The 22,294-nt window shown below is 63.8% G+C and carries 21 protein-coding genes; 12 read left to right on the forward strand and 9 right to left on the reverse strand.

The window, feature by feature from the left end:
- Positions 1–6: 6 nt before the first annotated feature.
- The 7 genes from rfaE1 to L0962_RS10020 all read left to right on the forward strand — a co-directional run bounded on the left by rfaE1 (position 7) and on the right by L0962_RS10020 (position 6,296).
- Complete coding sequence (rfaE1, locus tag L0962_RS09990; protein WP_234086291.1) at positions 7–933, forward strand: D-glycero-beta-D-manno-heptose-7-phosphate kinase; 927 nt, start codon at positions 7–9, stop codon at positions 931–933.
- Positions 934–943: 10 nt separating this feature from the next.
- On the forward strand, positions 944–1,942 hold the full coding sequence (gene rfaD / locus L0962_RS09995) for an ADP-glyceromanno-heptose 6-epimerase (RefSeq protein WP_234086292.1): 999 nt from the start codon (positions 944–946) through the stop codon (positions 1,940–1,942).
- Positions 1,935–2,834 carry a cysteine synthase CysM gene (gene cysM / locus L0962_RS10000; protein WP_234086293.1) on the forward strand — a complete coding sequence of 300 codons (900 nt, stop codon included), beginning with the start codon at positions 1,935–1,937 and terminating at the stop codon, positions 2,832–2,834. Before rfaD ends, cysM begins: the two co-directional genes overlap by 8 nt.
- 86 nt (positions 2,835–2,920) lie before the next feature.
- Positions 2,921–3,709, forward strand: coding sequence for a 3'-5' exonuclease (locus L0962_RS10005; protein WP_234086294.1), 789 nt, complete (start codon positions 2,921–2,923; stop codon positions 3,707–3,709).
- A 58-nt stretch (positions 3,710–3,767) separates the two neighbouring features.
- A complete protein-coding gene (gene ppa, locus L0962_RS10010; RefSeq protein WP_234086295.1) occupies positions 3,768–4,301 on the forward strand; it encodes an inorganic diphosphatase in 534 nt (177 codons plus the stop codon).
- Between the two features lie 3 nt (positions 4,302–4,304).
- The gene (locus L0962_RS10015; RefSeq protein ID WP_234086296.1) at positions 4,305–5,933 is read left to right on the forward strand and encodes an NAD+ synthase; all 1,629 of its coding nucleotides are present in this window, start codon (positions 4,305–4,307) and stop codon (positions 5,931–5,933) included.
- A gap of 24 nt (positions 5,934–5,957) precedes the next feature.
- A complete protein-coding gene (locus tag L0962_RS10020) occupies positions 5,958–6,296 on the forward strand; it encodes a P-II family nitrogen regulator (RefSeq protein ID WP_234086297.1) in 339 nt (112 codons plus the stop codon).
- Positions 6,297–6,353: 57 nt separating this feature from the next.
- Here the strand turns inward: L0962_RS10020 and L0962_RS10025 are convergent, their stop codons facing one another.
- Complete coding sequence (locus tag L0962_RS10025; RefSeq protein ID WP_234086298.1) at positions 6,354–7,235, reverse strand: Smr/MutS family protein; 882 nt, start codon at positions 7,233–7,235, stop codon at positions 6,354–6,356.
- Positions 7,225–8,178: a thioredoxin-disulfide reductase gene (gene trxB, locus L0962_RS10030; protein ID WP_234086299.1), complete on the reverse strand. Its 954-nt coding sequence runs from the start codon at positions 8,176–8,178 to the stop codon at positions 7,225–7,227. The genes L0962_RS10025 and trxB overlap by 11 nt, the downstream gene beginning before the upstream one ends.
- Before the next feature lie 173 nt (positions 8,179–8,351).
- Between trxB and L0962_RS10040 the strand changes: the two genes are divergently transcribed.
- The 3 genes from L0962_RS10040 (at position 8,352) to L0962_RS10050 (ending at position 12,979) form a co-directional block, all read left to right on the forward strand.
- Complete coding sequence (locus tag L0962_RS10040; RefSeq protein ID WP_301332264.1) at positions 8,352–10,646, forward strand: DNA translocase FtsK; 2,295 nt, start codon at positions 8,352–8,354, stop codon at positions 10,644–10,646.
- A 53-nt stretch (positions 10,647–10,699) separates the two neighbouring features.
- Positions 10,700–11,320, forward strand: coding sequence for an outer membrane lipoprotein chaperone LolA (gene lolA / locus L0962_RS10045; protein WP_234086300.1), 621 nt, complete (start codon positions 10,700–10,702; stop codon positions 11,318–11,320).
- A 96-nt stretch (positions 11,321–11,416) separates the two neighbouring features.
- Complete coding sequence (locus L0962_RS10050; protein ID WP_234086301.1) at positions 11,417–12,979, forward strand: hypothetical protein; 1,563 nt, start codon at positions 11,417–11,419, stop codon at positions 12,977–12,979.
- Here L0962_RS10050 and L0962_RS10055 read toward each other — a convergent pair.
- The 4 genes from L0962_RS10055 to L0962_RS10070 form a co-directional block, all read right to left on the reverse strand.
- A complete protein-coding gene (locus L0962_RS10055; protein ID WP_234086302.1) occupies positions 12,880–13,458 on the reverse strand; it encodes a GNAT family N-acetyltransferase in 579 nt (192 codons plus the stop codon). The two genes, L0962_RS10050 and L0962_RS10055, sit on opposite strands and share 100 nt — an antisense overlap.
- 2 nt (positions 13,459–13,460) lie before the next feature.
- The gene (locus L0962_RS10060) at positions 13,461–14,171 is read right to left on the reverse strand and encodes a hypothetical protein (RefSeq protein WP_234086303.1); all 711 of its coding nucleotides are present in this window, start codon (positions 14,169–14,171) and stop codon (positions 13,461–13,463) included.
- A gap of 77 nt (positions 14,172–14,248) precedes the next feature.
- Positions 14,249–15,115: a class A beta-lactamase gene (bla, locus tag L0962_RS10065; RefSeq protein ID WP_367398031.1), complete on the reverse strand. Its 867-nt coding sequence runs from the start codon at positions 15,113–15,115 to the stop codon at positions 14,249–14,251.
- Complete coding sequence (locus L0962_RS10070) at positions 15,112–16,050, reverse strand: nucleoside recognition domain-containing protein (RefSeq protein WP_234086305.1); 939 nt, start codon at positions 16,048–16,050, stop codon at positions 15,112–15,114. The genes bla and L0962_RS10070 overlap by 4 nt, the downstream gene beginning before the upstream one ends.
- 148 nt (positions 16,051–16,198) lie before the next feature.
- Between L0962_RS10070 and L0962_RS10075 the strand changes: the two genes are divergently transcribed.
- Entirely contained in the window at positions 16,199–17,857 is a 1,659-nt protein-coding gene (locus L0962_RS10075) for a phosphoethanolamine transferase (protein ID WP_234086306.1), read from the forward strand.
- Between the two features lie 16 nt (positions 17,858–17,873).
- Here the strand turns inward: L0962_RS10075 and L0962_RS10080 are convergent, their stop codons facing one another.
- The 3 genes from L0962_RS10080 to L0962_RS10090 all read right to left on the reverse strand — a co-directional run bounded on the left by L0962_RS10080 (position 17,874) and on the right by L0962_RS10090 (position 21,795).
- Positions 17,874–20,222: a fatty acid cis/trans isomerase gene (locus tag L0962_RS10080; protein WP_234086307.1), complete on the reverse strand. Its 2,349-nt coding sequence runs from the start codon at positions 20,220–20,222 to the stop codon at positions 17,874–17,876.
- A gap of 175 nt (positions 20,223–20,397) precedes the next feature.
- Positions 20,398–20,919 (reverse strand): hypothetical protein, encoded by a 522-nt coding sequence (locus tag L0962_RS10085; RefSeq protein ID WP_234086308.1) that lies wholly within the window; start codon positions 20,917–20,919, stop codon positions 20,398–20,400.
- 12 nt (positions 20,920–20,931) lie between these two features.
- Positions 20,932–21,795 (reverse strand): hypothetical protein, encoded by an 864-nt coding sequence (locus L0962_RS10090; RefSeq protein WP_234086309.1) that lies wholly within the window; start codon positions 21,793–21,795, stop codon positions 20,932–20,934.
- Between the two features lie 186 nt (positions 21,796–21,981).
- Here L0962_RS10090 and L0962_RS10095 point away from each other — a divergent pair, with 186 nt between their 5' ends.
- Positions 21,982–22,119 carry a transposase gene (locus L0962_RS10095; protein WP_367398023.1) on the forward strand — a complete coding sequence of 46 codons (138 nt, stop codon included), beginning with the start codon at positions 21,982–21,984 and terminating at the stop codon, positions 22,117–22,119.
- Positions 22,120–22,294 lie beyond the last annotated feature (175 nt).

A 22,294-nucleotide genomic window follows, 5' to 3' on the forward strand; every position in this document is an offset into this window, starting at 1 on the left:
TTTGTCATGCTGGAAAAATTGTCGCAGGTTCGCCTGCTTGTCGTCGGCGACGTCATGCTCGACCGTTACTGGTTCGGCGAGGTCAGCCGGATTTCGCCGGAAGCGCCGGTGCCGGTGGTCAAGGTCGAGCGCATGGAAGAACGCCTCGGCGGCGCCGCCAACGTCGCCCGCAATGCTGCCTCGCTCGGCGCGCGGACGACCCTGTTGTCGGTCGTCGGCGACGATGAGGCCGGAAGCTCGCTCGGTCGCCTGCTGGCCGAGGGCGGAATTTCGGCCGATCTGCAGGTCGACCGTGACATCGCCACGACGGTCAAGCTGCGCGTCATCGGTCGCCAGCAGCAACTGCTGCGCATCGATTTCGAGACGGCGCCGTCGCACGAGGTGCTGCAGGCCAAGCTGGCCGAATTCGAGCGCCGGCTGGCCGATTGCGACATCGTCATCCTGTCCGACTACGGCAAGGGCGGTCTCACCCACATCGCCGAGATGATCCGTCTCGCCCGCGCTGCCGCCAAGCCGGTGCTGGTCGATCCCAAGGGCGACGAGTGGGGCAAGTACGCCGGGGCGACGGTGATCACGCCGAACCGCTCGGAATTGCGCGACGTCGTCGGTCGCTGGTCGTCGGATGCCGAACTGTTCGCCAAGGCCGACAAGCTGCGCGGCGAACTCGGCCTCGAGGCCCTGCTGGTCACCCGCAGCGAGGAGGGCATGACGCTCTTCGCCGACGGCCAGACCTTCCACCAGGCGGCGCAGGCGCGCGAGGTCTTCGACGTCTCCGGTGCCGGCGATACCGTCATCGCCACGCTCGCCGTGATGCTTGCCGCCGGCGCCGACTGGGCCGAGGCCATCCGTATCGCCAACATCGCCGCCGGCATCGTCGTCGGCAAACTCGGCACTGCCGTCGTCACCCGCGACGAAATCGCCGGCGCCCTGTAAAGGAGAGAACATGTACACCATCGTCACCGGTGCTGCCGGCTTCATCGGTTCCAATATCGTCAAGGCGCTCAACGAACGCGGCGTGACCAAGATCATCGCGGTCGACAACCTGAGCAAGGCGGAAAAGTTCAAGAACCTGCTCGATTGCGAAATCGCCGACTACATCGACAAGCAGGACTTCATCGAGCGCATCCAGGCCGGCCATTTCGACGGCGAGGTCGACGCCATCTTCCACGAGGGTGCCTGCTCCGACACCATGGAAACCGACGGCCGCTACATGATGGAGAACAACTTCCGTTACTCCAGCATCCTGCTCGACTGGTGTCTCGACCAGGACGTGCAGTTCCTCTACGCCTCGTCGGCAGCGACCTACGGCGCGTCCAGCGTGTTCAAGGAAGAGCGCCAGTACGAGGGGCCGCTCAACGTCTACGGCTACTCCAAGTTCCTGTTCGATCAGGTCGTCCGCCAGCGTCTGGCGCAGCAGCCGTCGTCGCAGATCGTCGGTTTCCGCTACTTCAACGTCTACGGTCCGCGCGAGAATCACAAGGGGCGGATGGCCTCGGTCGCCTTCCACAACTTCAACCAGTTCCGCGCCGACGGCAAGGTCAAGCTGTTCGAAGGCTCACACGGCTACGAGAATGGCGGCCAGATGCGCGATTTCGTCTTCGTCGGCGATGTCGCCAAGGTCAATCTGTTCTTTCTGGATCACCCGGAAAAGTCCGGCATCTTCAACCTCGGCTCGGGTCGCGCGCAGAGCTTCAACGACGTCGCCGTGGCTGCGGTCAACGGCTGCCGCAAGGCAAAATCCGAGGCGCCGCTGGCGCTGGCTGAACTCCGGGCACAGGGCTTGCTCGAATACGTCGCCTTCCCCGAGGCGTTGAAGGGCAAGTACCAGGCGTTCACGCAGGCCGATCTGAGCAAACTGCGCGACGCCGGCTATGTTGCGCCGATGGCGACGGTCGAGGAGGGCGTTTCCCAATATATCGACTGGCTGCATGCCCATGTATAAAACCCTGCAGGATTTTGTCGGAAACACGCCGCTGGTTCGCCTGCAGCGCATTCCCGGTGCCATCAACGAGGCGCGCGGCAATGTCATCCTGGCCAAGCTCGAAGGCAACAATCCGGCCGGTTCGGTCAAGGATCGGCCGGCGCTGTCGATGATCCAGCGCGCCGAGGCGCGCGGCGACATCAAGCCGGGTGACACGCTGATCGAGGCGACCTCCGGCAACACCGGCATCGCGCTGGCCATGGCGGCGGCGATCAAGGGCTACCGGATGATCCTGGTGATGCCCGAGAACCAGAGCGTCGAGCGCCGCCAGAGCATGCGCGCCTACGGCGCCGAACTGGTGCTGACGCCCAAGGACGGCGGCATGGAATTGTGCCGCGACGTCGCCGAACGGATGCGCGACGAGGGCAAGGGCATCATCCTCGACCAGTTCGCCAACCCGGACAACCCGGTTGCCCACTACGAAGGCACCGGCCCGGAAATCTGGCGCGACACCGGCGGCCGCATCACCCATTTCGTGTCGAGCATGGGCACCACCGGCACGATCATGGGCACTAGCCGCTACCTCAAGGAAATGAATCCGGCGATCACCATCGTCGGCTGCCAGCCGGATGACGGCAGCCAGATTCCCGGCATCCGCAAATGGCCGGAAGCCTACCTGCCGAAGATTTATTCGCCGACCAATGTCGACCGCATCGAATACGTCAGCCAGGCCGACGCCGAGGCGATGACCCGGCGGCTCGCCGTCGAGGAAGGCATCTTCGCCGGCATCTCGTCCGGCGGCGCGCTCGCCGTGGCCTTGCGCATCGCCGCCCAGGTCGAGAACGCGACCATCGTCTCGATCGTCTGCGACCGCGGCGACCGCTATCTGTCGACCGGCGTCTTTCCGGCGTAACATCGTGCTCCCGCGGGGGATTTTTCTCCCGCGCCTGCGGTCGACCGCAGTTTTCGGCAAAAAACCTCACGGATTCCCGTTTTTCCATGAAGCCCGTACTCGTCTTCGATATCGAAACCATTCCGGATGTCGCCGGCCTGCGTCGCCTCAACGACCTGCCGGCCGAACTGTCCGACGCCGAGGTCGCCGAACTGGCCTTCCAGCAGCGCCGCGCCAGGAACGGCAGCGACTTCCTGCCGCTGCACCTGCAGCGCATCGTCGCCATCTCCTGCGTATTGCGTACCATCGAGGGGTTTCGCGTCTGGTCGCTGGCCGAACCGGAGCTCGACGAAGGCGCGATCATCCAGCGCTTCTTCGACGGCATCGAGAAATTCACGCCGCAGATCGTCTCGTGGAACGGCGGCGGCTTCGACCTGCCGGTGCTGCACTACCGCGGCATGCTGCACGGCGTGTCGGCGCCGCGCTACTGGGACATGGGCGATGGCGACTACGCCGACTCGCGCGACTTCAAGTGGAACAACTACATCAGCCGCTACCACACCCGTCACCTCGACCTGATGGACCTGCTGGCGATGTACAACGGCCGCGCCAACGCGCCGCTCGACGAGCTGGCCAAGCTGTTCGGCTTTCCCGGCAAGCTCGGCATGGACGGCAGCAAGGTGTGGGATGCCTGGCAAGCCGGGCAGGCCGCCGACATCCGCGATTACTGCGAAACCGACGTGGTCAATACCTACCTGGTCTACAACCGTTTCCGGCGCATGCGCGGTGAATTGAGCGCCGACGAGGAGCGTGCCGAGCAGGCCTTCATCCAGGGGCAACTGGCGAAAATCGATGCCGTGCACTGGCGCGAGTTTCTCGCCGCCTGGCACGAATGACGCCGCCGTACTGGCGCTATAATTACCGTTTTCCAAACCAAACGCAGAGAGCGCAGACATGTCCCTGAACAACGTGCCTTCCGGCAAATCGCTGCCCGACGACTTCAACGTCATCATCGAAATCAGCGCCAATTCCGACCCGATCAAGTACGAAGTCGACAAGGATTCCGGCGCCGTTTTCGTCGATCGTTTCATGGGTACGGCGATGCACTATCCGTGCAACTACGGCTACATCAATCACACCATCGCCGGTGACGGCGATCCGGTCGACGTGCTGGTCATCACCCCGTTCGCGCTGCCGCCGGGCGTCGTCATCCGCTGCCGTCCGCTGGGCATGCTGGCCATGGAAGACGAAGGCGGCCAGGACGCCAAGCTGCTGGCCGTGCCGGTCGACAAGCTGACCCCGCTGTACAAGGACATCAAGACCTTCGAAGACGTCCCCGAGCTGCTGCGCAAGCAGATCGCGCATTTCTTCGAGCACTACAAGGACCTCGAGCCGGGCAAGTGGGTCAAGGTGCTGGGCTGGGAAGGCATCGACTCCGCCAAGAAGGAAATCAACGAAGGCGTTGCCCGTTACCAGGCTGCCAAGTAATCCATGCTGCGTATTGCCGTTGCCCAGTTCAATGCCGTCGTCGGTGACCTGACGGGCAACGTCGAACGCATCCTGGCCCGTGCTGCCGAGGCGCAAGCCCGCGGCGCACGGGTGCTGCTGACGCCGGAACTGGCGTTGAGCGGCTATCCGCCGGAAGACCTGCTGCTGCGCCCGGATTTCTACCGCGCCTGCCGGCAGGCGCTGGTCGACCTGGCGGCGCGCGCTGCCGCCGTCGCGCCGGGCCTGGCGCTGATCGTCGGTCATCCGGAAGAAGCCGACGGCGCCTGCCACAACGCCGCCTCGGTCATCGAAAAAGGGCGTGTCATCGCGGTTTACCGCAAGAATCGCCTGCCCAACTACGATGTGTTCGATGAAAAGCGCTATTTCGAACCGGGCCATTCGGCCTGCGTCGTCGATATCGACGGCGTGCGTTGCGGCATCAACATCTGCGCCGACATCTGGGAAACCGGCGCCTTCGAGGCCGCCTGTGCGGCCGGTGCGGAAATCGTGCTGGCGCTCAACGCCTCGCCCTGCCATCTGGAAAAGCAGAACGAGCGTCTGCAGGTACTCGGCGACCGCATCGCGGCCACCGGCATCCCGGCGATCTACTGCAATCTGGTCGGCGGCCAGGACGAACTGGTCTTCGACGGCGGCTCCTTTGCCCTCGACGCCCGGCGCCAGGTGGCGATGCGCCTGCCGCAGTTCGACGAGGCCGTCGGCATCGTCGACGTCGACGGGCCGCGGCTGATCTCGTCCGACCGGGTCGAACCGCTGTCGCTGGAAGCCGAAGCCTATTCGGCGCTGGTTCTCGGCGTGCGCGACTACATCGGCAAGAACCGTTTTCCGGGCGTCGTCATCGGCCTGTCGGGCGGTATCGATTCGGCGCTGACGCTGTGTGTTGCGGTCGACGCGCTGGGGGCCGAAAAAGTCCGGGCGGTGATGATGCCTTCGCCCTACACCGCGCAGATGAGTCTCGACGATTCGCGCGAGATGATCCGCCAGCTCGGCTGCGCCTACGACGAAATCGCCATCGCCCCGGCGATGGCCACTTACGAAGGCATGCTGGCGCCGTTGTTCGCCGGCCTGCCCGGCAACACCACCGAAGAGAACATCCAGGCGCGGATCCGTGGCAACCTCCTGATGGCCTTGTCCAACAAGACTGGCAAGCTGGTGCTGACGACCGGCAACAAATCCGAAATGGCGGTCGGCTACTGTACGCTGTACGGCGACATGGCCGGCGGCTTTGCGGTGATCAAGGACGTCTACAAGACGCTGGTCTATCGCCTGGCGCGCTATCGCAATTCGCTGTGTGCCGGCGAGCCGGTGATTCCGGAGAACATCATCGTCCGGCCGCCGTCGGCCGAGCTGAAGCCGGACCAGAAGGACCAGGATTCGCTGCCCGATTACGAGGTGCTGGACGCCATCGTCCGCGCCTACATGGAAGAAGACCGCAGCCCGCGCGAGATCGTCGCCGCCGGGTTGCCGGAAGACGCTGTCCACCGGGTCGTGCGGCTGCTGCGCATCGCCGAGTACAAGCGCCGTCAGGCGCCGGTCGGCATCCGCATCACGCCGCGCGGTTTCGGCAAGGACTGGCGCTATCCGATCACCAACCGTTACCCCGACGAATACTGAGACACCTAGAGAGAGGGCACTGCCATGAAGAAAATCGAAGCGATCATCAAGCCGTTCAAGCTCGACGAAGTGCGTGAAGCGCTGTCGGAAGTCGGCATCACCGGCCTGACGGTGACCGAGGTCAAGGGCTTCGGCCGCCAGAAGGGGCATACCGAACTGTATCGCGGCGCCGAATACGTCGTCGATTTCCTGCCCAAGATCAAGATCGAGATCGTCGTTACCGGCGACAACGTCGAACCGGCGATCGATGCCATCGTCAAGGCGGCGCGCACCGGCAAGATCGGCGACGGCAAGATCTTCGTCATGCCGGTCGAACAGGTGGTGCGCATCCGCACTGGCGAAACCAACGAATCGGCGGTCTGATTTTTTGCCGAATCCTGCGGTCGACCGCAGGATTCACGCGATTTCCGACGGGGCGGCTCAGGCTGCCCCGGGTTTTTTCGGCGAGCGGAGCAGCACCAGCAACGCGCCTTCGCCACCGTCCTGCGGTTTGGCCTGGCAATAGGCCAGCACTTCCTCGCGCTGGGCCAGCCAGCCGCGGACCAGTTGGCGCAGGATCGACAGTTTCTGCGGCGAGCCATGGCCCTTGCCGTGCACGATGCGCACGCAGCGCCAGCCCTGCTGCAGGCTGTGCTGCAGGAAGCCGGCGACCGACTGGCGAGCCTGTTCGCGATCAAGTCCGTGCAGGTCGATTTCTCCCTGCTGCACCCAGCGACCGCGCCGCAGGTCGCGCAACACCGTGTTGGCCAGACCGTGACGCAGGTAGGCCGGTTCGTCGCCGCCTTCGAGCCGGTCCTGCAACGCGATCGGTGCGTGCAGGCTTTCGTGCAGTACCGCGGCGCGGTCCGCCTGCGACTGTTTCGGCCGCGGCGCCGGCGGCGGTTTGTCGAGGCTCGCCAGGTTGCGCTCGGGCAACGGTTCGACGCCGCTCATCGCGCGCAGGAAGGCGGCCTGTTCGGGATCGTCTGGCAGTCGGCGCGGCGCTTGATCGTTGTGCCAGAACGCTGGTAGATCGTCATCGTCGTGGCGCGTCCGGGATTGCGCCGGCGGGTCTTGCGGGCGCGGCGGCGCAATGCGGCGCGACGGCTTTTTGCTCAGTTCGACGCGGTTGACCGCAGGCAGCGGCCGGGCGTCGGCAACGGCGCGGCGGAAGGCCGCCTTGCCGTCATCCTCCGGCAGGGCGGGTGTCGCCGCGATTGCTGCCGGGGCGGCCGGGCGAATGGCCGGCGTGGCCACCTGTCCCGACCGCCAGACGGCCCGCAGGCCGTCCTTGAGGCTGGATTTTCCCGGCTTAGTGGCCAAGGTTGTCGAGGTAGCGCTCGGCGTCGAGTGCCGCCATGCAGCCGCTGGCCGCCGAGGTGCAGGCCTGCTTGTAGATCTGGTCCTGCACGTCGCCGGCGGCGAACACGCCGGGGATGCTGGTCTGCGTGGCGTTGCCGTTGCGCCCGGCCTGGGTGACCAGGTAGCCGTGGTCCATCTCCAGCTGGCCTTCGAAAATGTCGGTGTTCGGCTTGTGGCCGATGGCGATGAACACGCCATGCACGTCGATGTTCTGCGTGCTGCCATCCCGGGTGCTCTTGACGCGCAGGCCGGTGACGCCGGAATCGTCGCCGAGCACTTCGTCGAGCGTGCTGTTCCACAGGATCGTGACCTTGCCTTCCTTTTCCTTCTGGAACAGCTTGTCCTGCATGATCTTCTCGGCCTTGAACTTGTCGCGGCGGTGGATCAGCGTGACGTGGCTGGCGATGTTGGCCAGGTAGAGCGCTTCCTCGACGGCGGTGTTGCCGCCGCCGACGACGGCGACCGGCTTGTTGCGGTAGAAGAAACCGTCGCAGGTGGCGCAGGCGGACACGCCCTTGCCCTGGAAGGCCTGCTCGGATTCCAGGCCGAGGTACATGGCGGAAGCGCCGGTGGCGATGATCAGCGCGTCGCAGGTGTAGGTGCCGGCGTCGCCGATCAGCGTGAACGGCTTCTCGGTCAGCTTGGTCGTGTGGATGTGGTCGAAGATGATTTCGGTGTCGAAGCGGCGTGCGTGCGCTTCGAAACGCTGCATCAGCTCCGGCCCCTGGACGCCGTTGACATCAGCCGGCCAGTTGTCGACTTCGGTGGTGGTCATCAACTGACCTCCTGCTGCGAGGCCTGTGATCAGCACCGGCTTGAGATTGGCTCGTGCTGCGTAAATGGCGGCCGTATGTCCGGCCGGGCCGGAACCGAGAATGATCAGCGGGGTGTGACGGGTCGTCATGTCTTCTTCTGCCTTCGGATTGAGTCGGAAAATTATAGCCTGCTGATACAGCGCTGTTTTGTCTGCGCACGTAACCGAATTGCCAAACAGGTTTATAATCCTTCGCTAACTGTATGAAGCAAAAGATTTATGTCGATTCCCGCGCCTTCGGGGATCGAATGAGGGGAAAGCCGATGGCCAAACGAAACGATCCCAGTCCGATGCCCGAGAAAATCGGCAGCCTGCTCCAGGAATCCCGCTGGCTCGGCGTCGGTGCGCTGGCGGTCTTCCTGATCATGGCGCTGTGGGGGTTCCGCCGCGAGGACCCGGGCTGGTCGCATGCGGTCAACGGCAGCGGTCTGCACAATCCGGCCGGCAAGGCCGGCGCCTGGGTGGCCGATCTGATGCTCTACCTGTTCGGCCTGTCGGCCTGGTGGTGGGTGATCCTGCTCGGCATGGTCGTCTGGTGGGGCTTCCGCAAACTGCATAGCGGCAACGACCATCCGCTGCCGTCGCCTTACCTCGCGCTGCCCGGATTCGTCGTGCTGCTGGTCGCCAGCAGCGCCCTCGAAGCGCTGCGTTTCTACAGCATGGACGCCCAGTTGCCGTTGGCGCCCGGCGGCATGATCGGTCTCGAAACCGGTCGCGTGCTGGCCGAGGCGCTCGGCTACACGGTCGCCACGCTGCTGCTGCTGGGAACCATCGCCGCGGCCTGGAGCGCCTTTTCCGGCATGTCCTGGTTGTGGGCCTTCGAAAAACTCGGCCTGATCCTCGAAGCCCTGTTCGGTTTCGTCTACGGTCGTATCGATGCCTGGCGCGACCGCCGGATCGGCAAGGAAATCGCCCAGCAGCGCGAGGTCGTCGTCGAGGAGGAGAAACGGCGCGTCGAACTGCACGAACCGGTCTTCATCGAGCCGCCGGCGCCGGTTGAAGTGCCGGTCTCGAAGAAGGCCGAAGCGCGTGTCGAGCGCGAAAAACAGGCATTGCTGTTCCCCGAGGCGGTGGTCGGCGGCACGCTGCCGCCGCTGCACCTGCTCGATCCGGCGCCGCCGGCCACCGAAACGGTGAGCCCGGAAACCCTCGAATACACCTCGCGCCTGATCGAACGCAAGCTCGCCGACTTCGGCGTCCAGGTCAAGGTGCTGGCGGCGATGCCGGGGCCGGTGATCACCCGCTACGAAATCGAGCCGGCGGTCGGCGTCAAGGGCTCGCAGATCGTCAACCTGGCGCGCGATCTGGCGCGGGCACTGGCCATGGTGTCGATCCGCGTCGTCGAGACGGTGCCCGGCAAGTCGTGCATGGCGCTCGAACTGCCGAACCCGAAACGCCAGATGGTCAAGCTGTCCGAGATCATTTCCAGCAAGCCGTACAACGACATGAGCAGCCCGCTGACGGTCAGCCTCGGCAAGGACATCGGCGGCCAGCCGGTGGTTGCCGACCTGGCGAAGACACCGCACATGCTGGTGGCCGGGACGACCGGTTCGGGCAAGTCGGTCGGGGTCAACGCGATGATCCTGTCGATGCTCTACAAGTCCGAGCCGGATCAGGTGCGCCTGATCATGGTCGACCCGAAGATGCTCGAACTGTCGATCTACGAAGGCATTCCGCACCTGCTGGCGCCGGTCGTCACCGACATGAAGCAGGCGGCCAACGCGCTGCACTGGTGCGTCGCCGAAATGGAAAAGCGCTACAAGCTGATGTCGGCGATGGGGGTGCGCAACATCGCCGGCCTCAACGGCAAGATCAAGGATGCCGAGAAGAAGGGCGAATCGATCCCGAATCCGCTCAGCCTGACGCCGGAAGCGCCCGAGCCGCTGAAGAACATGCCGTACATCGTCGTCATCATCGACGAACTGGCCGACCTGATGATGGTGGTCGGCAAGAAGGTCGAGGAACAGATCGCCCGTCTGGCCCAGAAAGCACGCGCGGCCGGCATCCACCTGGTACTGGCGACGCAGCGGCCGTCGGTCGACGTGATCACCGGCCTGATCAAGGCCAACATCCCGACCCGTATCGCCTTCCAGGTATCCAGCAAGATCGATTCGCGGACCATCCTCGACCAGATGGGCGCCGAGGCGCTGCTCGGCCAGGGCGACATGCTTTATCTGGCCCCGGGGACCGGCTACCCGACCCGGGTGCACGGTGCCTTCGTGTCGGACGACGAGGTGCACCGCGTTGTCGAGCATCTGAAGACGACCGGTGCGCCGGAGTACGTCGAGGACATCCTGAGCGGTGCCGGCGGCGACGACGAAGGCGGTGAAGCGGGCGAGGGCGGCGCCGGCGATGCCGAGAGCGATCCGCTCTACGATCAGGCGGTCGACATCGTGCTGAAAAACCAGCGCGCCTCGATCTCGCTGGTCCAGCGTCACCTGCGCATCGGCTACAACCGCTCGGCGCGCTTGATCGAAGCGATGGAACAGGCCGGCCTGGTGTCGACGATGGACGCTCGCGGCGGCCGCGAGGTGCTGATGAAGAAGCCCGCCGAATGATCGGTTACACCCTGCAACAGCGGTGCGTCGCCGGCCGCGCTAAGCTGCCCCGCATGAAAAAACTGTTCCTGACCCTGTCGACCGCAGCCGCGCTGCTCGCTTCACCGTTTGCCCTGGCGGGCAGCATCGACCAGTTGCGCAGCTTCCTCGACAACACCCGCACCTACCGCGCCGACTTCGATCAGGCGGTGGTTGCGCGCAACGGGCGCAAGCCGCAGCAATCCTCCGGCACCGTCGCCATTGCCCGGCCGGGCAAGCTGCGCTGGGAAATCCTCAAGCCTTATCCGCAACTGGTGGTCGGCGACGGCGAGAAGATCTGGATTCACGATCCGGAACTGCAACAGGTCACCGTGCGCAAGGCCGGTCAGGCGATCGGCGGCTCGCCGGCCGCGCTGCTCGCCGGCAGCAACGAACTGGAAAAGAATTTCACGCTGCGCGAAACCGGCGATGCGGAAGGCCTGAGCTGGGTCGAGGCGACGCCCAAGCGCGGCGACAGCGGCTTCGAGAAAGTGCGCATCGGCCTCTTGGGCAACGAGCTGAAAGCGATGGAGCTGTTCGACAACTTCGGCCAGACCACGCACATCCGCTTCTCGCGCGGCGAACGCAATCCGGCGCTGGCCGCCGGTCTGTTCCGCTTCACGCCGCCGGCAGGGACGGACGTCATCGGCGAGTAAGCCCGGCGATTTACCCCCTTTAACCGGTGGCTAACCGCATTTAACGCATCGCCCGACAAGAATCGGCGGCATCTGCGATTCCTTTCCTGATGCGCCATGAACTCCCCGGAAGCCAGTTTGCTGCGCTTGCTGCAGGCAACCGAAGTGCGCCTGGCGGGCGATCTTTCCGCAGCACGCGGGCTGCTCGATGCCTTGCTCGACGCCGATCCGGATTTCCTGCCGGCCCGTGTCGAGCGCGCCAGCGTCAGCGATGCGCTGGGCGACTATGAGACCGCGCTGAGTGATCTCGAAGGTTTCCTGTGCCGTCTTCCCGGCAACGATGACATTGCGGCACTGTACGGCGAAATCCTGGACCGCGCTCTGCGTCGCCAGGACGACACCCTGCGCCGACAACCCGCCGACGATGAATGTCGGTTGCGCCGGGCTCATCTGCGTTGGCGCGCAGGGCAGGCCGGCGCGGCGCTGGCCGATTGCCGGCGTCTGCTCGCCGTCAATCCCTGGCACGATGCCGCGTTGAATCTTCAGGGCAACTGCCAGATCGATCTCGGGCGGCCGGAAGCGGCAATCGTCTCTTACCGTGAGGCGCTTGAGGTGCGGGACCGGCCAGACTACCGTTTCAATCTCGGCAACGTGTTGCAACAAACGGCTCGTTTCGACGAGGCGCGGATCGCTTATCGGCAGGTGCTGGAAGCTTCTCCGGCATTCGCGGAAGCGGCGCTGGAAATGGCGCATTGCGACCTGTCGACCGGGGACTTCGCGGCGGGCTGGGCTGCTTATGAGTCTCGTTGGCAGACGGCCCAGCTGGCGCCGTTCGCCTGGCGCGGGGAACGGCCCCGGTGGTCGGCGAATCTGGGGCCGAGGCCCGAGGCGACGCTGCTGGTCTGGGCAGAACAGGGATTGGGCGATGCGATCCAGTTCCTGCGTTATGTTGCTTTTCTGCGTCCCTGGGTCGGTCGGGTCGTACTGCGTTTGCCGCTTGCCTTGCTCGATCTGGCGGCGACGTTGGCCGTCGACTGCGTACGGGTGGCCGATATCGATCCGCTGCCCGAGCACGATTTTCAGTGTTCCTTGCTCAGCTTGCCGCAGGCGCTGAATCTGGCCGAGCCTCCGGCGGTCGGCGCTTATCTCCATGCCGATGCACAGCGCAGTACCCGTTGGCTGGCAGAACTGGGGCTGGCCGATCGGCCGCGGATCGGTCTTGCCTGGGCCGGCCGTCAGGGCTGGCGGGCGAATCCGACGCGCGATCTGCCGTTTGCCGAACTGCGTCTGCTGCTTGATCTGCCATTCGACTGGGTGTCGCTGCAACAAGGCGTGCCAGCGGTCGATGCGGCCGCGTTCGAACGGTCGCCGCTGCGTCGATTCCCGGCGTTTGGCAGTCTGGCCGATACCGCTGCCCTGATCGACCGGCTGGCGCTGGTGATCACCGTCGACAGCGTCATCGCCCATCTTTGCGGTGCGCTCGGCAAACCCTGCTGGCTGTTGCTGCGTCATGCCAGCGAATGGCGCTGGCAGCGCGAGCGTAGCGACAGCGTGTGGTATCCGTCGTTGCGCCTGTTCCGTCAGGCGCGGCCAGGCGACTGGGCGGGCGTTGTCCGGCAGGTCGGCCGGGCTTTGCTGGCCGCCGACAGTCCGCTTGCCTCGGCCGCGCGCACCATGTAGCGCGGCGTGCCGGGATATGCCTGCAGATGGGTGCGTTGCACCGCGTCGTCGACGGCGTGTTCGACAAAACCGGCTCGCTGCCAGAAATTCAGCGCATCCTGCACGCAGACCAGCGCGGCCGGGTAATCCGGTACGCCGCTCAGGGCATGCCGGACCAACGCCGCGCCGACGCCCTGTCCGCCGGCTTGCGGTGCGACGGCCAGGTCATGGATGTACAGGCAGTCCGGTGCTTCGGCGATTTCGAAGCTGCCGCCCAGCGGCGTGATCTTGCCGAGCTGCGACGGATAGGTCGCCAGATAGGCGCAAATCCTGCGGTCGACCGCCGCCACCCAGCAAAATCCCGGCGCCTGCGTCAGCCGTTCGAGGATCACTTCGCCCGGCTCGTTCATGGCCGGTACGTAGCAGTTGCGCTGGACGTCGAGTACATCGTCGAGGTCGGCCACGCGCATCGGGCGGATGGCGATTTTCGGGAACGCCATCGTCAGGCCGCTGCCACGGGCTTGCCGTCGGCACTGACGGTCAACCGGCCTTGGGCGTCAAAATTCAGCGCGATCTGCGACGACGGGTTCGTGCCGTCGAACAGGTAGCGGTACTTGGCGAGTACCGCAGCGATCTCGGCCTGGCTCTGAGCGGCCTGGTATTCGGTAATGAACGGCAGGCTCTTTTCCATTTCGACCTTGTGCGACGTCAGCGCGGCGACGGTCGACATCTGTCGTGCCAGCACCGGTTCGTCGTCGAGCGCGGCGCGGAACTCCTTGGCGTAGGCATAATCGGCCGGAAACTGCGGTTGACCGTAGGCATCGTAGCGGATGCTCGCCGGTGCCTCCGGAATGCCGTGTCTGGCCAGGAAGTCGGGCATCGCGGCGGAAACGTGCCGGCTCAGCGCGTCGATGTTGCGCTGGGTCGGTGCCAGCAGCGGCGTGTCTTCCAGCGAACGCGAGGGGTCCGGCGTGAAATAGGCGTCGATATCGATCGGCTGGCTGCCCTGGAAAGTGTCGTATTCGGCGCTGCTGCTTGCTTTAGGGGGCTCTGCGGCAAGTTTGTCGCGGGCAGCCTGCGAAATGGTGGCGACGGCAGAATTTTCCGCGGTGGCGGCCGAACTTGCCGTACTGCGGACCGAAGCCGCGCTGCCGCGACTAATCGACGAAAACAGGGAAAGTGCCGCGGAGGCGGCCAGACTGTTGATTTCCATGATCCGGACTGGGTTTGCGGTGGTCGAAGACAGCCCTTCAATCGCAAGGTCCGTGCCCGGCTCGCGGGCCGGCCGTTTCAGCGCAGTGCGTCGAGCACGATGCGCGTGGCGTCGGCGATCACCTCGTCGCGCCAGGGCGCCTTTTCCCGTTCCTGCGTGTAGTAGATGGCGAGGACCAGCGGCGCGCCGTGCGGCGGCCAGAGCACGGCGATATCGTTGGCGCTGCCGTAATCGCCGGAGCCGGTCTTGTCGCCGGCCTGCCAGCCCTCCGGCAGCGCGGCGCGGATGCGTTTGCCGCCGGTGGTGTTGCCGAGCAGCCAGTCGTTGAGTTGTCGGCGCTGGGCGGCTGGCAGCGCGTCGCCCAGGCACAGCGCGTTCAGGCTGTGCGCCATGTCGGCCGGCGTGGCGGTGTCGCGCGGGTCGCCGGGAATGGCGCTGTTCAGGTCGGTTTCCCAGCGATCCAGGCGAAAGGAGAGATTGCCGATCCCTTGCGCGAAGGCGTTCAGGGCGGCCGGCCCGCCCAGTTCGCGCAGCAGCAGGTTGGCCGCGGTGTTGTCGCTGTACTGCAGTGCCGCGGCGCACAGTTCGGCGACGCTCAGCCCCTGGTCCACGGATTTTTCGGTGATCGGCGACCAGGCGACCAGATCCTGCGCCGCGTAGCCGATCCGTCGGGCCGGCAGGCCGTCGTCGCCGGCGGCGCGTTGCAGGATGGCGCCGCACAGCAGCAGCTTGAAGGTGCTGCACAGCGCGAAGCGTTCGTCGGCCCGCCAGGCGATGTGGGCCGGCCGGCCGGTATCCTGCGCGAACACGCCGAGCCGTCCGCCGGCCTTCTTTTCCAGCCCGGCCAGGCGGTCGACCGCAGAAAAGGACGCGGCCCGTAGCGCGCCCGCGCTCAGCGCGAAGCTGCCGGCCGCCAGCAGGAAATGACGGCGCCGCATGTTCAGGCGACCAGCACGTGGCCGACCGTGCGCAGCGCAATGCCGACGCAGGCGCCGAAAGCCGCCGGTTTCCACACTGCGGCGACGCGCTTGCCGGCCGAAATCAGCACGGCGACGCCGGGCAGGTCGAACGGCGAGATCAGGAAGCCGGCGCTGGCGTTGAGCAGTTCCGCGCTCATCTGGCCGGCGCGCCGCATTTCGTCGACCACGCCCATCATCGCCGTACCGCCGGCCAGGTACTTGGTCAGCGACGGCAGGATCAGCAGCGGATCGATGTTGGCCAGCCGCAATACCGGCGTCAGTACGCCGGACAGCAGATCGATGGCGCCGAACTGCTTGAGCGCCGTCACCGCGACCAGCGACAGCACCAGCATCGGGATCGCGCCGACGGCGATCTTGAACGCCTCGGCGCCGGCCCGGTTGATCACGTCGAGGACGCCCTTGGCGCTCTCGGCGACCGGGTGCTGCAGGGTTTCGTCCAGTGTCGCCTCGGCCGTCGACAGCCTGCGTCCGAACAAGTAGTAAGTGGCCGCTGCTGCGGTCAACCCGCCGAGCAGCGAAAAAAGCAGCGTCGTACCGAAATCCAGTCCCATGGTCAGCATCGGGAAGGCGGCGTTGGCCTGCGACATGGCAAAGACCATGGCCATCGTCGCCGCCAGGTGGCGGTCGGAAGCGCCGCGCTGCTCCATCATGGTCAGCGTCGCCAGCGGTGCCGCAAAACTGACGAAGTTGATCTGCAACGCAGCGAACACGCCCAGCCCGGTCAGCCCGAAAGGCTTCAGCAGCGGCGCCAGCCAGACCACCACGCGGTCCAGCGCGCCGCGCGCTTCCAGCAGCCGCATCAGCGACAGCATGACCACCATGACGGGCAACAGGACGAACAACGACAGTTCGACCGCCGAGCGGCCGGCTTTCAGGATGATCTCGATCAGGATGTCCATGCGTATGCGAAACCGGGCAACAGACCGGCAGCTTGGACGAGCCGGCGACGGCGGTCAACACGAAGCAAGCTTCCTGGCGATCCGTCGCAGTCGCAAGCCGGCTAGAATGCCCGCTCACCAAACACGCCAAGCGATCAACCGAGGTCAGATGCCTTCGTTCCCCGATTTTTTCCGACGCTGGTTCGCCGGCCAGGGCCGCAGCGGTCTGCTGCTTGCGTTGAGCGCGCTGTGGATTTGCGCGACCGGAAATCTCGCCTTCTTCTCGCTGTTCGCCCAAAGTTATCCGCTGCAGTGGCCGCATCTGTTCGACTGGCTGACCGTCGCCGTGCTGCTCTTCTGCCTGCTCGGCATCTTCCTCGGCTTACTGGCCTGGGGGCGGGCGACGCGGCCGGTGCTGGTGGTGCTCCTGCTGATTTCGGCCGTTTGCGCTGCCTTCATGGACAGCTACGGCGTCGTGCTCAACGTCGAGATGATGCGCAATGCGGCGAATACCAATCTGGCCGAATCCGCCGACCTGATGAACTGGCGCTTCGTCGCGCAATGTCTGGTGACCGGCGTGTTGCCGGCGGTTTTCGTCTGGCGCTGGCAACTGCCGCGTCGCGGCTGGCGGGCGGAACTGGCCGGCCGCGCCCGCCTGCTGGCAACCCTGTTGCTGCTCGGTTTGCCTTTCGTGTTCGCCAACAGCGGTTTCCTGGCTTCCTTTGCCCGCAACGACAAGGCGATCCGCATTCATGCCAATCCGCTGTATCCGGTCTACGCCGCAGTCAAGTTCGCGACCGAGGCGCAGGGTGGCGACGACCGTCAGCCGCCGAAAAAGATCGGCGAGGATGCGCTGGTCGCCCCGGAAGACACCGCCCGCGACTTGTTGGTGATCGTCGTCGGCGAGACCGCCCGTGCCGACCATTTCGGCCTCAACGGGTATGCCCGCGACACGACGCCGGAACTGCGCCGGGCGAACGTGATCAGCCTGAGCCAGGTCGAATCCTGCGGCACCTCCACCGCCTATTCGGTTCCCTGCATGTTCTCCAGCGCCGGCGCTGCCCGCTACACGCCGAAAGGCGCCAAGAAGGAGGAAAACCTGCTCGATGTACTCGTTCACGCCGGCGTGCATGTCAGTTGGCTGGACAATAATTCCAGTTCCCTGGGCGTGGCCAGTCGCGTCGACTATCAGGATTTCCGCTCGCCGGACGTCAATCCGGTCTGCGATACGGAATGCCGTGACGAAGGCATGGTCGGCAAGATCCAGGAAATCGTCGATCGCCATCCCACCGGCGACGTGGTCATCGTGCTGCACCAGATGGGCAATCACGGACCGGCCTATTTCAAGCGCTATCCCGAATCCTTCGAGCGTTTCAAGCCGGCTTGCCGCGACAAGGATCTCGGGCAGTGCAGCCAGGCGCAGATCATCAACGCCTACGACAATGCGATCGCCTATACCGACCGTTTCCTGGGCAAGGTCATCGAGGTCCTGCGGCACAACGACGACAAGTTCGAAACCGCCTTGTTCTATTTCAGCGATCACGGCGAATCGCTCGGCGAGAACGGCATCTTCCTGCACGGCATGCCCAAGGCCATCGCGCCGGCCGCCCAGACTCACGTGCCCGGCATCCTCTGGTTCGGTAGCGCGGTCAACCGGATCGATAGCGAAAAATTGCGCGCCCAGGCCGCACTGCCGCGCAGCCACGACAACATTTTCCACACGGTACTCGGCTTTCTCGACATCGAAAGCGAAGTCTACCGGCCGGAGATGGACATCCTGCACGGTGCGCTGCGCGGCAGCGGCGCCGGCGGACCAGGTCCGCGCTAGGGGCCGCTGGCCGGGCCTAGCGGTTTTCCAGCCGGCTGTAGTCGAGAATCCCGTACTCCAGCGGCCGGATCGCTTTCTGCCGGGCGTGGATGGTATCGCTGACGGCCCAGAAGCGCGGGTCGCTGCGGCGCACGCCAAAGCGATCGACCAGGCGGGTCAGCGCCGCTGGCCCGTCCAGGTTCCGGACCGCGTCGGCGAAAGCCGGCAGCTGCGCCGAATCGACCGCGAACAGGGCGTTCGGATAGGCGCCGACGGCGCCGCCGAGGGCCAGCAACGTGTCCTCCTGCGGCAAGCGGCGGTCTTCCTCGTTGAACAGTTCGGCAACATTGGTATGCGCGCTGTTGCGTAGCAGCGCGATTACCGCCGGCTGGCCCTGGCGCGGGGTCACCAGCAGCAGGCTGTCTTCCGGCATCGACGAGGCGGCCAGGCCCTTGACGGCCGACAGGCGCTGCAACTGGGCGATGTCGGCGGCCGGCAGACCGGTGTTTTCCAGGTCGCGGCTATGATCCGCCGCCTTTGCCGTGTGCTTGCGGAGCATCCCGTACAACTCGCCCAGGGTGTCTTTCTGGCGGAAGCGGATGCCGGTCTCCAGCGGGAAGTAACGTGTCGCATCGGCCAGATACTCGTTGTGCGGCTGGCTGCGCTGGCGATACCACCGATCGAGCACCGCTTGCCGGTCCCCGATCGGCAGCAGGGCGAGAAAATTGAGTTCGCTTTCCATGCGCAGGAAATCCATGTACAGCCGGGTGGCCAGTTGATGGCCGACATTGCCGAACACATCGAAACCGGCGGTCAGCAGGTAGTGCATGCGTTCGAGCACCGGGTAGCCCATCACGAAGGCGGTTTGCGGGCGTTCGCCGGCCAGCCCCTTGACCACCGAAGCGCTGTCGAAATGGCGGAAGATGGTCAGCGTGGCGTTGGTATTCCGGCCGTCGCCGTCCCAGATATCGGTGAGCAGCGGGCGTTCGCCCTTGACGTGCAGCCTGGCGGTGACGGCGCTGCGTGCTTCGGTGTATTGCCGTTCGAGCCTGGCGTATTCCCGCCAGGCGAGCAGGCTGGCCGTGCTCTCCCGCTCGGCCGGCAGGGTCATGACCGGGCTGGCGGCATCGATGATCGTGGCCATGAAGTTGGCCGCCTTCTCGTTCGGAGCGACGAAGAAAACCCAGAAATGGTCGTTGATCGAATTCAGCGCTACCTGGCCGCGGCAGACCGGCCCCTTCATGAAACCGGCAATGGTGAATTGCGCCTCGTCGAGCAGCAGGCGATAGCGGGCGATCAGCGGCAGTTCGCGGAAGGTGACGAAGGGGTTGGCCGCGCGCTCCGGCGCATAGTCGGGCAGGGCGCTGACCGTGTAGGGCGGCGCGATGAACCAGTCGCGCAGCCGTTGCAGCCGGGCGGCATCGAACTGCAGCGGCATCAAGGTCTTGGCCAGCGGCGTTGCCTCGCTAGGCCGCAGTCGATACCAGACGCGCCCCACGCCGGGATCGTCGAATGGCCGCCGGGTGGCGATGACGTCGATCGGCTGGCCGGGTGGTGTTTTGCTGCGTACCAGCTCGAAGTACTGGCCGGGTTGCTCGGCAAACCAGATATGACCGATGAACCAGTGCTCGTACAGGTAGCGGGCGGTGAGTTGCGACTTCAGGTCGTCGGCGTTGAAGAAGGTTTCCCAGGTGTCGATCTGGCGCAGCACCGCCGGTGCCGGCGGCAAGGGCGGCCGGTAGGGGGCGCCGGCTTCCAGCCAGCGGCTGAGCGTCCGGTGTTCGTCGGGAGCCAGTGCCGGCAGGCCGAATGGCATGCCGCGTGTTGGGTGCTGGCGCTCGTACTGATCCAGCCCTTCACCGGCGACGCAGAGCTGGCTGCGGTCGAGCGAAAAGTCGAGATCGGGGTCGTCGATCCGCCCACCTTGCGGCCCCGGGTTTGTCTGCTTGAGCGCCAGCAGGCGATACATCACGCCGCCGACGCGATTGGCCTCGCTGCTTTGCTCGCGCTCGTTGAGCACCGGAAAAAAGTCGAGATCGCGCCAGGCGCGCGTACTTTGCGCGTCGAAGCCGAGCCGGGTCGGCCGGTCGGCCAGCAGGCGCGGGTTGCTGCCATAAACCTGGCGCGGATTGGCGCCCCGCACCACACCGGCGTAACTGGTCAGGTTCAACTGGCAGGGAGCGTCGTAGCAGGCGTGACAGCTGACGCAACGCTGATCGAGAATCGGCCGCACCTCCCGCCAGTAATCCGGCGCCCCCGCCACGGGCTGCGGTGGCGCGTCGAAACGTGCGGGATCGGCCCGGCCGAAGCGATCGTCAAGCTGCAGTGCGGCAACCGTCGCGCAGGCGCTGAGAAACAGAACGGCAAAAAGGGGGAAAAAACGCATGACAGCTTCCGCAGGTGGGGGCAGGTTTGGGGCGGGATGCTATCAAAAACCGCTGAGGCGATGATGGGGAGTTGGCAGAAAAATGATCTTCGTATGGAGCACCAGCGAAATTTCTCGTGCTGTTAAAAAATAAATCTCGAATGTCATTTCCAAAAATTCAAAATTTTTCCTGTGGCTATTCAATGTTAACCCGCCGGGAAATGGTGATAAGGCCTCTAGCATCAAGTTCTGAGCATTCCTTCCAGACCCTGTTTATTACCACGGATTTTCGAGCGTATAGTGGCGTAAATCCTGTACCAATAAATCCTATATAGCTTGGCCGGTTTTCTTCAATGCCGGATATGTGGAAAAATCTTCGGCTATTTTTTGCAAGAGAAACTTCTATTTTTTCAGCTCCCTCTGCTGTGCTGAAAAAGCCACCGTGCCTTGTTGTGAACTGGTAATTTCCTGGTGGTAGTGATAGAGCAACGTATGATTCCGGTGGTAGTCGAACGGTTCGTTTTTCACTGCTTTCGATTACCAATGCCTCGTTATCGTGAGGGGCGCGAAGAAAATAGATCAGCGACTCTCCCGGTTTTGGCTGTTCAAGAACGACTGTGTCCGGATGTGGATAGTTGACGGCACAGCTGGAAATGGCAATCAAAAGGCTGCACACAAACAATGATTTACAGGTATCGGAGATTTTCTTGATCAGCATGTTCAATGGGGGTCAATTGATTTCAGCCAAAGTTGCCTGAAGGGTTACATAGGCTTTTTTCTTGCCGACTAGACACTCAAGCGTTCCTGGTTGAACGTATTCTCCTTCCCAGTGGCTACGCAACTTTATGATCGCATTGAAGTTTCGCTCCTTTGCCTCATTGGCAATTTGGGAAAGTGCTTTGAGCGTTGCTGACCGACAAGCGTTTTCGGCACCTGATGCCGTGATTTCGGCTTCGTCCGAATAGTCGTCCGGACCCGATCGATGCTTGAATTCTGGAGAGGTTTTCCCCCAGTGTGCTGATAATCCGTGACTCAGGATTTTCCTGGCTTCCGGAGATTCGAATATCTGATCCATGGCAATAAATATGGCTCCTGTCGCTGGCGCCCGGGAAGGTAGATTGATGAAGATGTGTTCTTCATCCAGTTTTCTTTGTAAAGCTGATGCGGACAATGCCATCGTTCCTGATATGGAAACCGTGGTTACCTTGTAACCAGGCTCGCATTTCAAAATTCCAGGCTCGTTTTTTGGTGATTCACTCTCGGCTTGCTTGATTTCAAAAATGGCATCGTAACCATGCGAGATAGCGGTATCGATCATGGACTTCACCGCTTTTTGGAAGGCATCAAGACAATGGCGGCGACTGCCTCCAAACGGACTGAGGCTAATGCTCACTGCGGTGTAGGTTTCCGGACGTCCCACTTCGGGGAATTTTGGTGTTTTATCGCCGCTCAGGAATAATGAAACCTCGGTTTCAAATTGCGCTTTGAAATCGCTGGAGGTGATTTCTTTTTTTATGTCGAATCGCTCTTCTCCTGCTTGAACTGTTATGGCCAGAGAGATGAGGTAAGCTGTAATAACCGTTTTGATTTTCATGTGTTTTCAGTTTTGGTTTTGCTCGAGTGATGGGATGGACTCCCTCGTCTTTTCATCGCCAAATAAGCGATGCCTGTGCTCATGGGGATGGGCGTCGGGTTTCGACGAAAGGCGTCCGAAAGATCTTGCCAAGAGTGTATTCCAAATCGCTGTTTCCGATGACAATTGGAAAGTTGTCACGCAGGAGTGCCTGTCATTGCGACAGCGCTGGTGGCAGCGAGTGGCGCTAGCGGCGCCCATTCCAAGAATGCCCGGCACTTCGTAAGTTGGTTTGAACTGATACCCAAGGAATCTTCTTCCGGCAACAGTCGCAAACTCGGATGAATATCCGAGAAGGGCGACTGCTACCTGCCCTGCCAAATATACGGGCGCCCCTTGAGCAGACTGAACAAAACTTCGGCGACAAGGACAATGCCAAGCCCACTGAGACTGGCACTAAGTGAGAAATCAAATATGCCGCTCAAGATGAAGAACGCACCAACCACACGCATTGCTTGAA

This window comes from Azonexus sp. R2A61 (assembly GCF_021401135.1).
Taxonomy (GTDB): domain Bacteria; phylum Pseudomonadota; class Gammaproteobacteria; order Burkholderiales; family Rhodocyclaceae; genus Azonexus.

Coding starts and splice junctions, on each gene's coding strand:
- rfaE1 (WP_234086291.1), top strand. CDS start 7: ATGCTGGAAAAATTGTCGCAGGTTCGCCTGCTTGTCGTCGGCGACGTC.
- rfaD (WP_234086292.1), top strand. CDS start 944: ATGTACACCATCGTCACCGGTGCTGCCGGCTTCATCGGTTCCAATATC.
- cysM (WP_234086293.1), top strand. CDS start 1,935: ATGTATAAAACCCTGCAGGATTTTGTCGGAAACACGCCGCTGGTTCGC.
- L0962_RS10005 (WP_234086294.1), top strand. CDS start 2,921: ATGAAGCCCGTACTCGTCTTCGATATCGAAACCATTCCGGATGTCGCC.
- ppa (WP_234086295.1), top strand. CDS start 3,768: ATGTCCCTGAACAACGTGCCTTCCGGCAAATCGCTGCCCGACGACTTC.
- L0962_RS10015 (WP_234086296.1), top strand. CDS start 4,305: ATGCTGCGTATTGCCGTTGCCCAGTTCAATGCCGTCGTCGGTGACCTG.
- L0962_RS10020 (WP_234086297.1), top strand. CDS start 5,958: ATGAAGAAAATCGAAGCGATCATCAAGCCGTTCAAGCTCGACGAAGTG.
- trxB (WP_234086299.1), bottom strand. CDS start 8,178: ATGACGACCCGTCACACCCCGCTGATCATTCTCGGTTCCGGCCCGGCC.
- L0962_RS10040 (WP_301332264.1), top strand. CDS start 8,352: ATGGCCAAACGAAACGATCCCAGTCCGATGCCCGAGAAAATCGGCAGC.
- lolA (WP_234086300.1), top strand. CDS start 10,700: ATGAAAAAACTGTTCCTGACCCTGTCGACCGCAGCCGCGCTGCTCGCT.
- L0962_RS10050 (WP_234086301.1), top strand. CDS start 11,417: ATGAACTCCCCGGAAGCCAGTTTGCTGCGCTTGCTGCAGGCAACCGAA.
- L0962_RS10055 (WP_234086302.1), bottom strand. CDS start 13,458: ATGGCGTTCCCGAAAATCGCCATCCGCCCGATGCGCGTGGCCGACCTC.
- L0962_RS10060 (WP_234086303.1), bottom strand. CDS start 14,171: ATGGAAATCAACAGTCTGGCCGCCTCCGCGGCACTTTCCCTGTTTTCG.
- L0962_RS10070 (WP_234086305.1), bottom strand. CDS start 16,050: ATGGACATCCTGATCGAGATCATCCTGAAAGCCGGCCGCTCGGCGGTC.
- L0962_RS10075 (WP_234086306.1), top strand. CDS start 16,199: ATGCCTTCGTTCCCCGATTTTTTCCGACGCTGGTTCGCCGGCCAGGGC.
- L0962_RS10080 (WP_234086307.1), bottom strand. CDS start 20,222: ATGCGTTTTTTCCCCCTTTTTGCCGTTCTGTTTCTCAGCGCCTGCGCG.
- L0962_RS10085 (WP_234086308.1), bottom strand. CDS start 20,919: ATGCTGATCAAGAAAATCTCCGATACCTGTAAATCATTGTTTGTGTGC.
- L0962_RS10090 (WP_234086309.1), bottom strand. CDS start 21,795: ATGAAAATCAAAACGGTTATTACAGCTTACCTCATCTCTCTGGCCATA.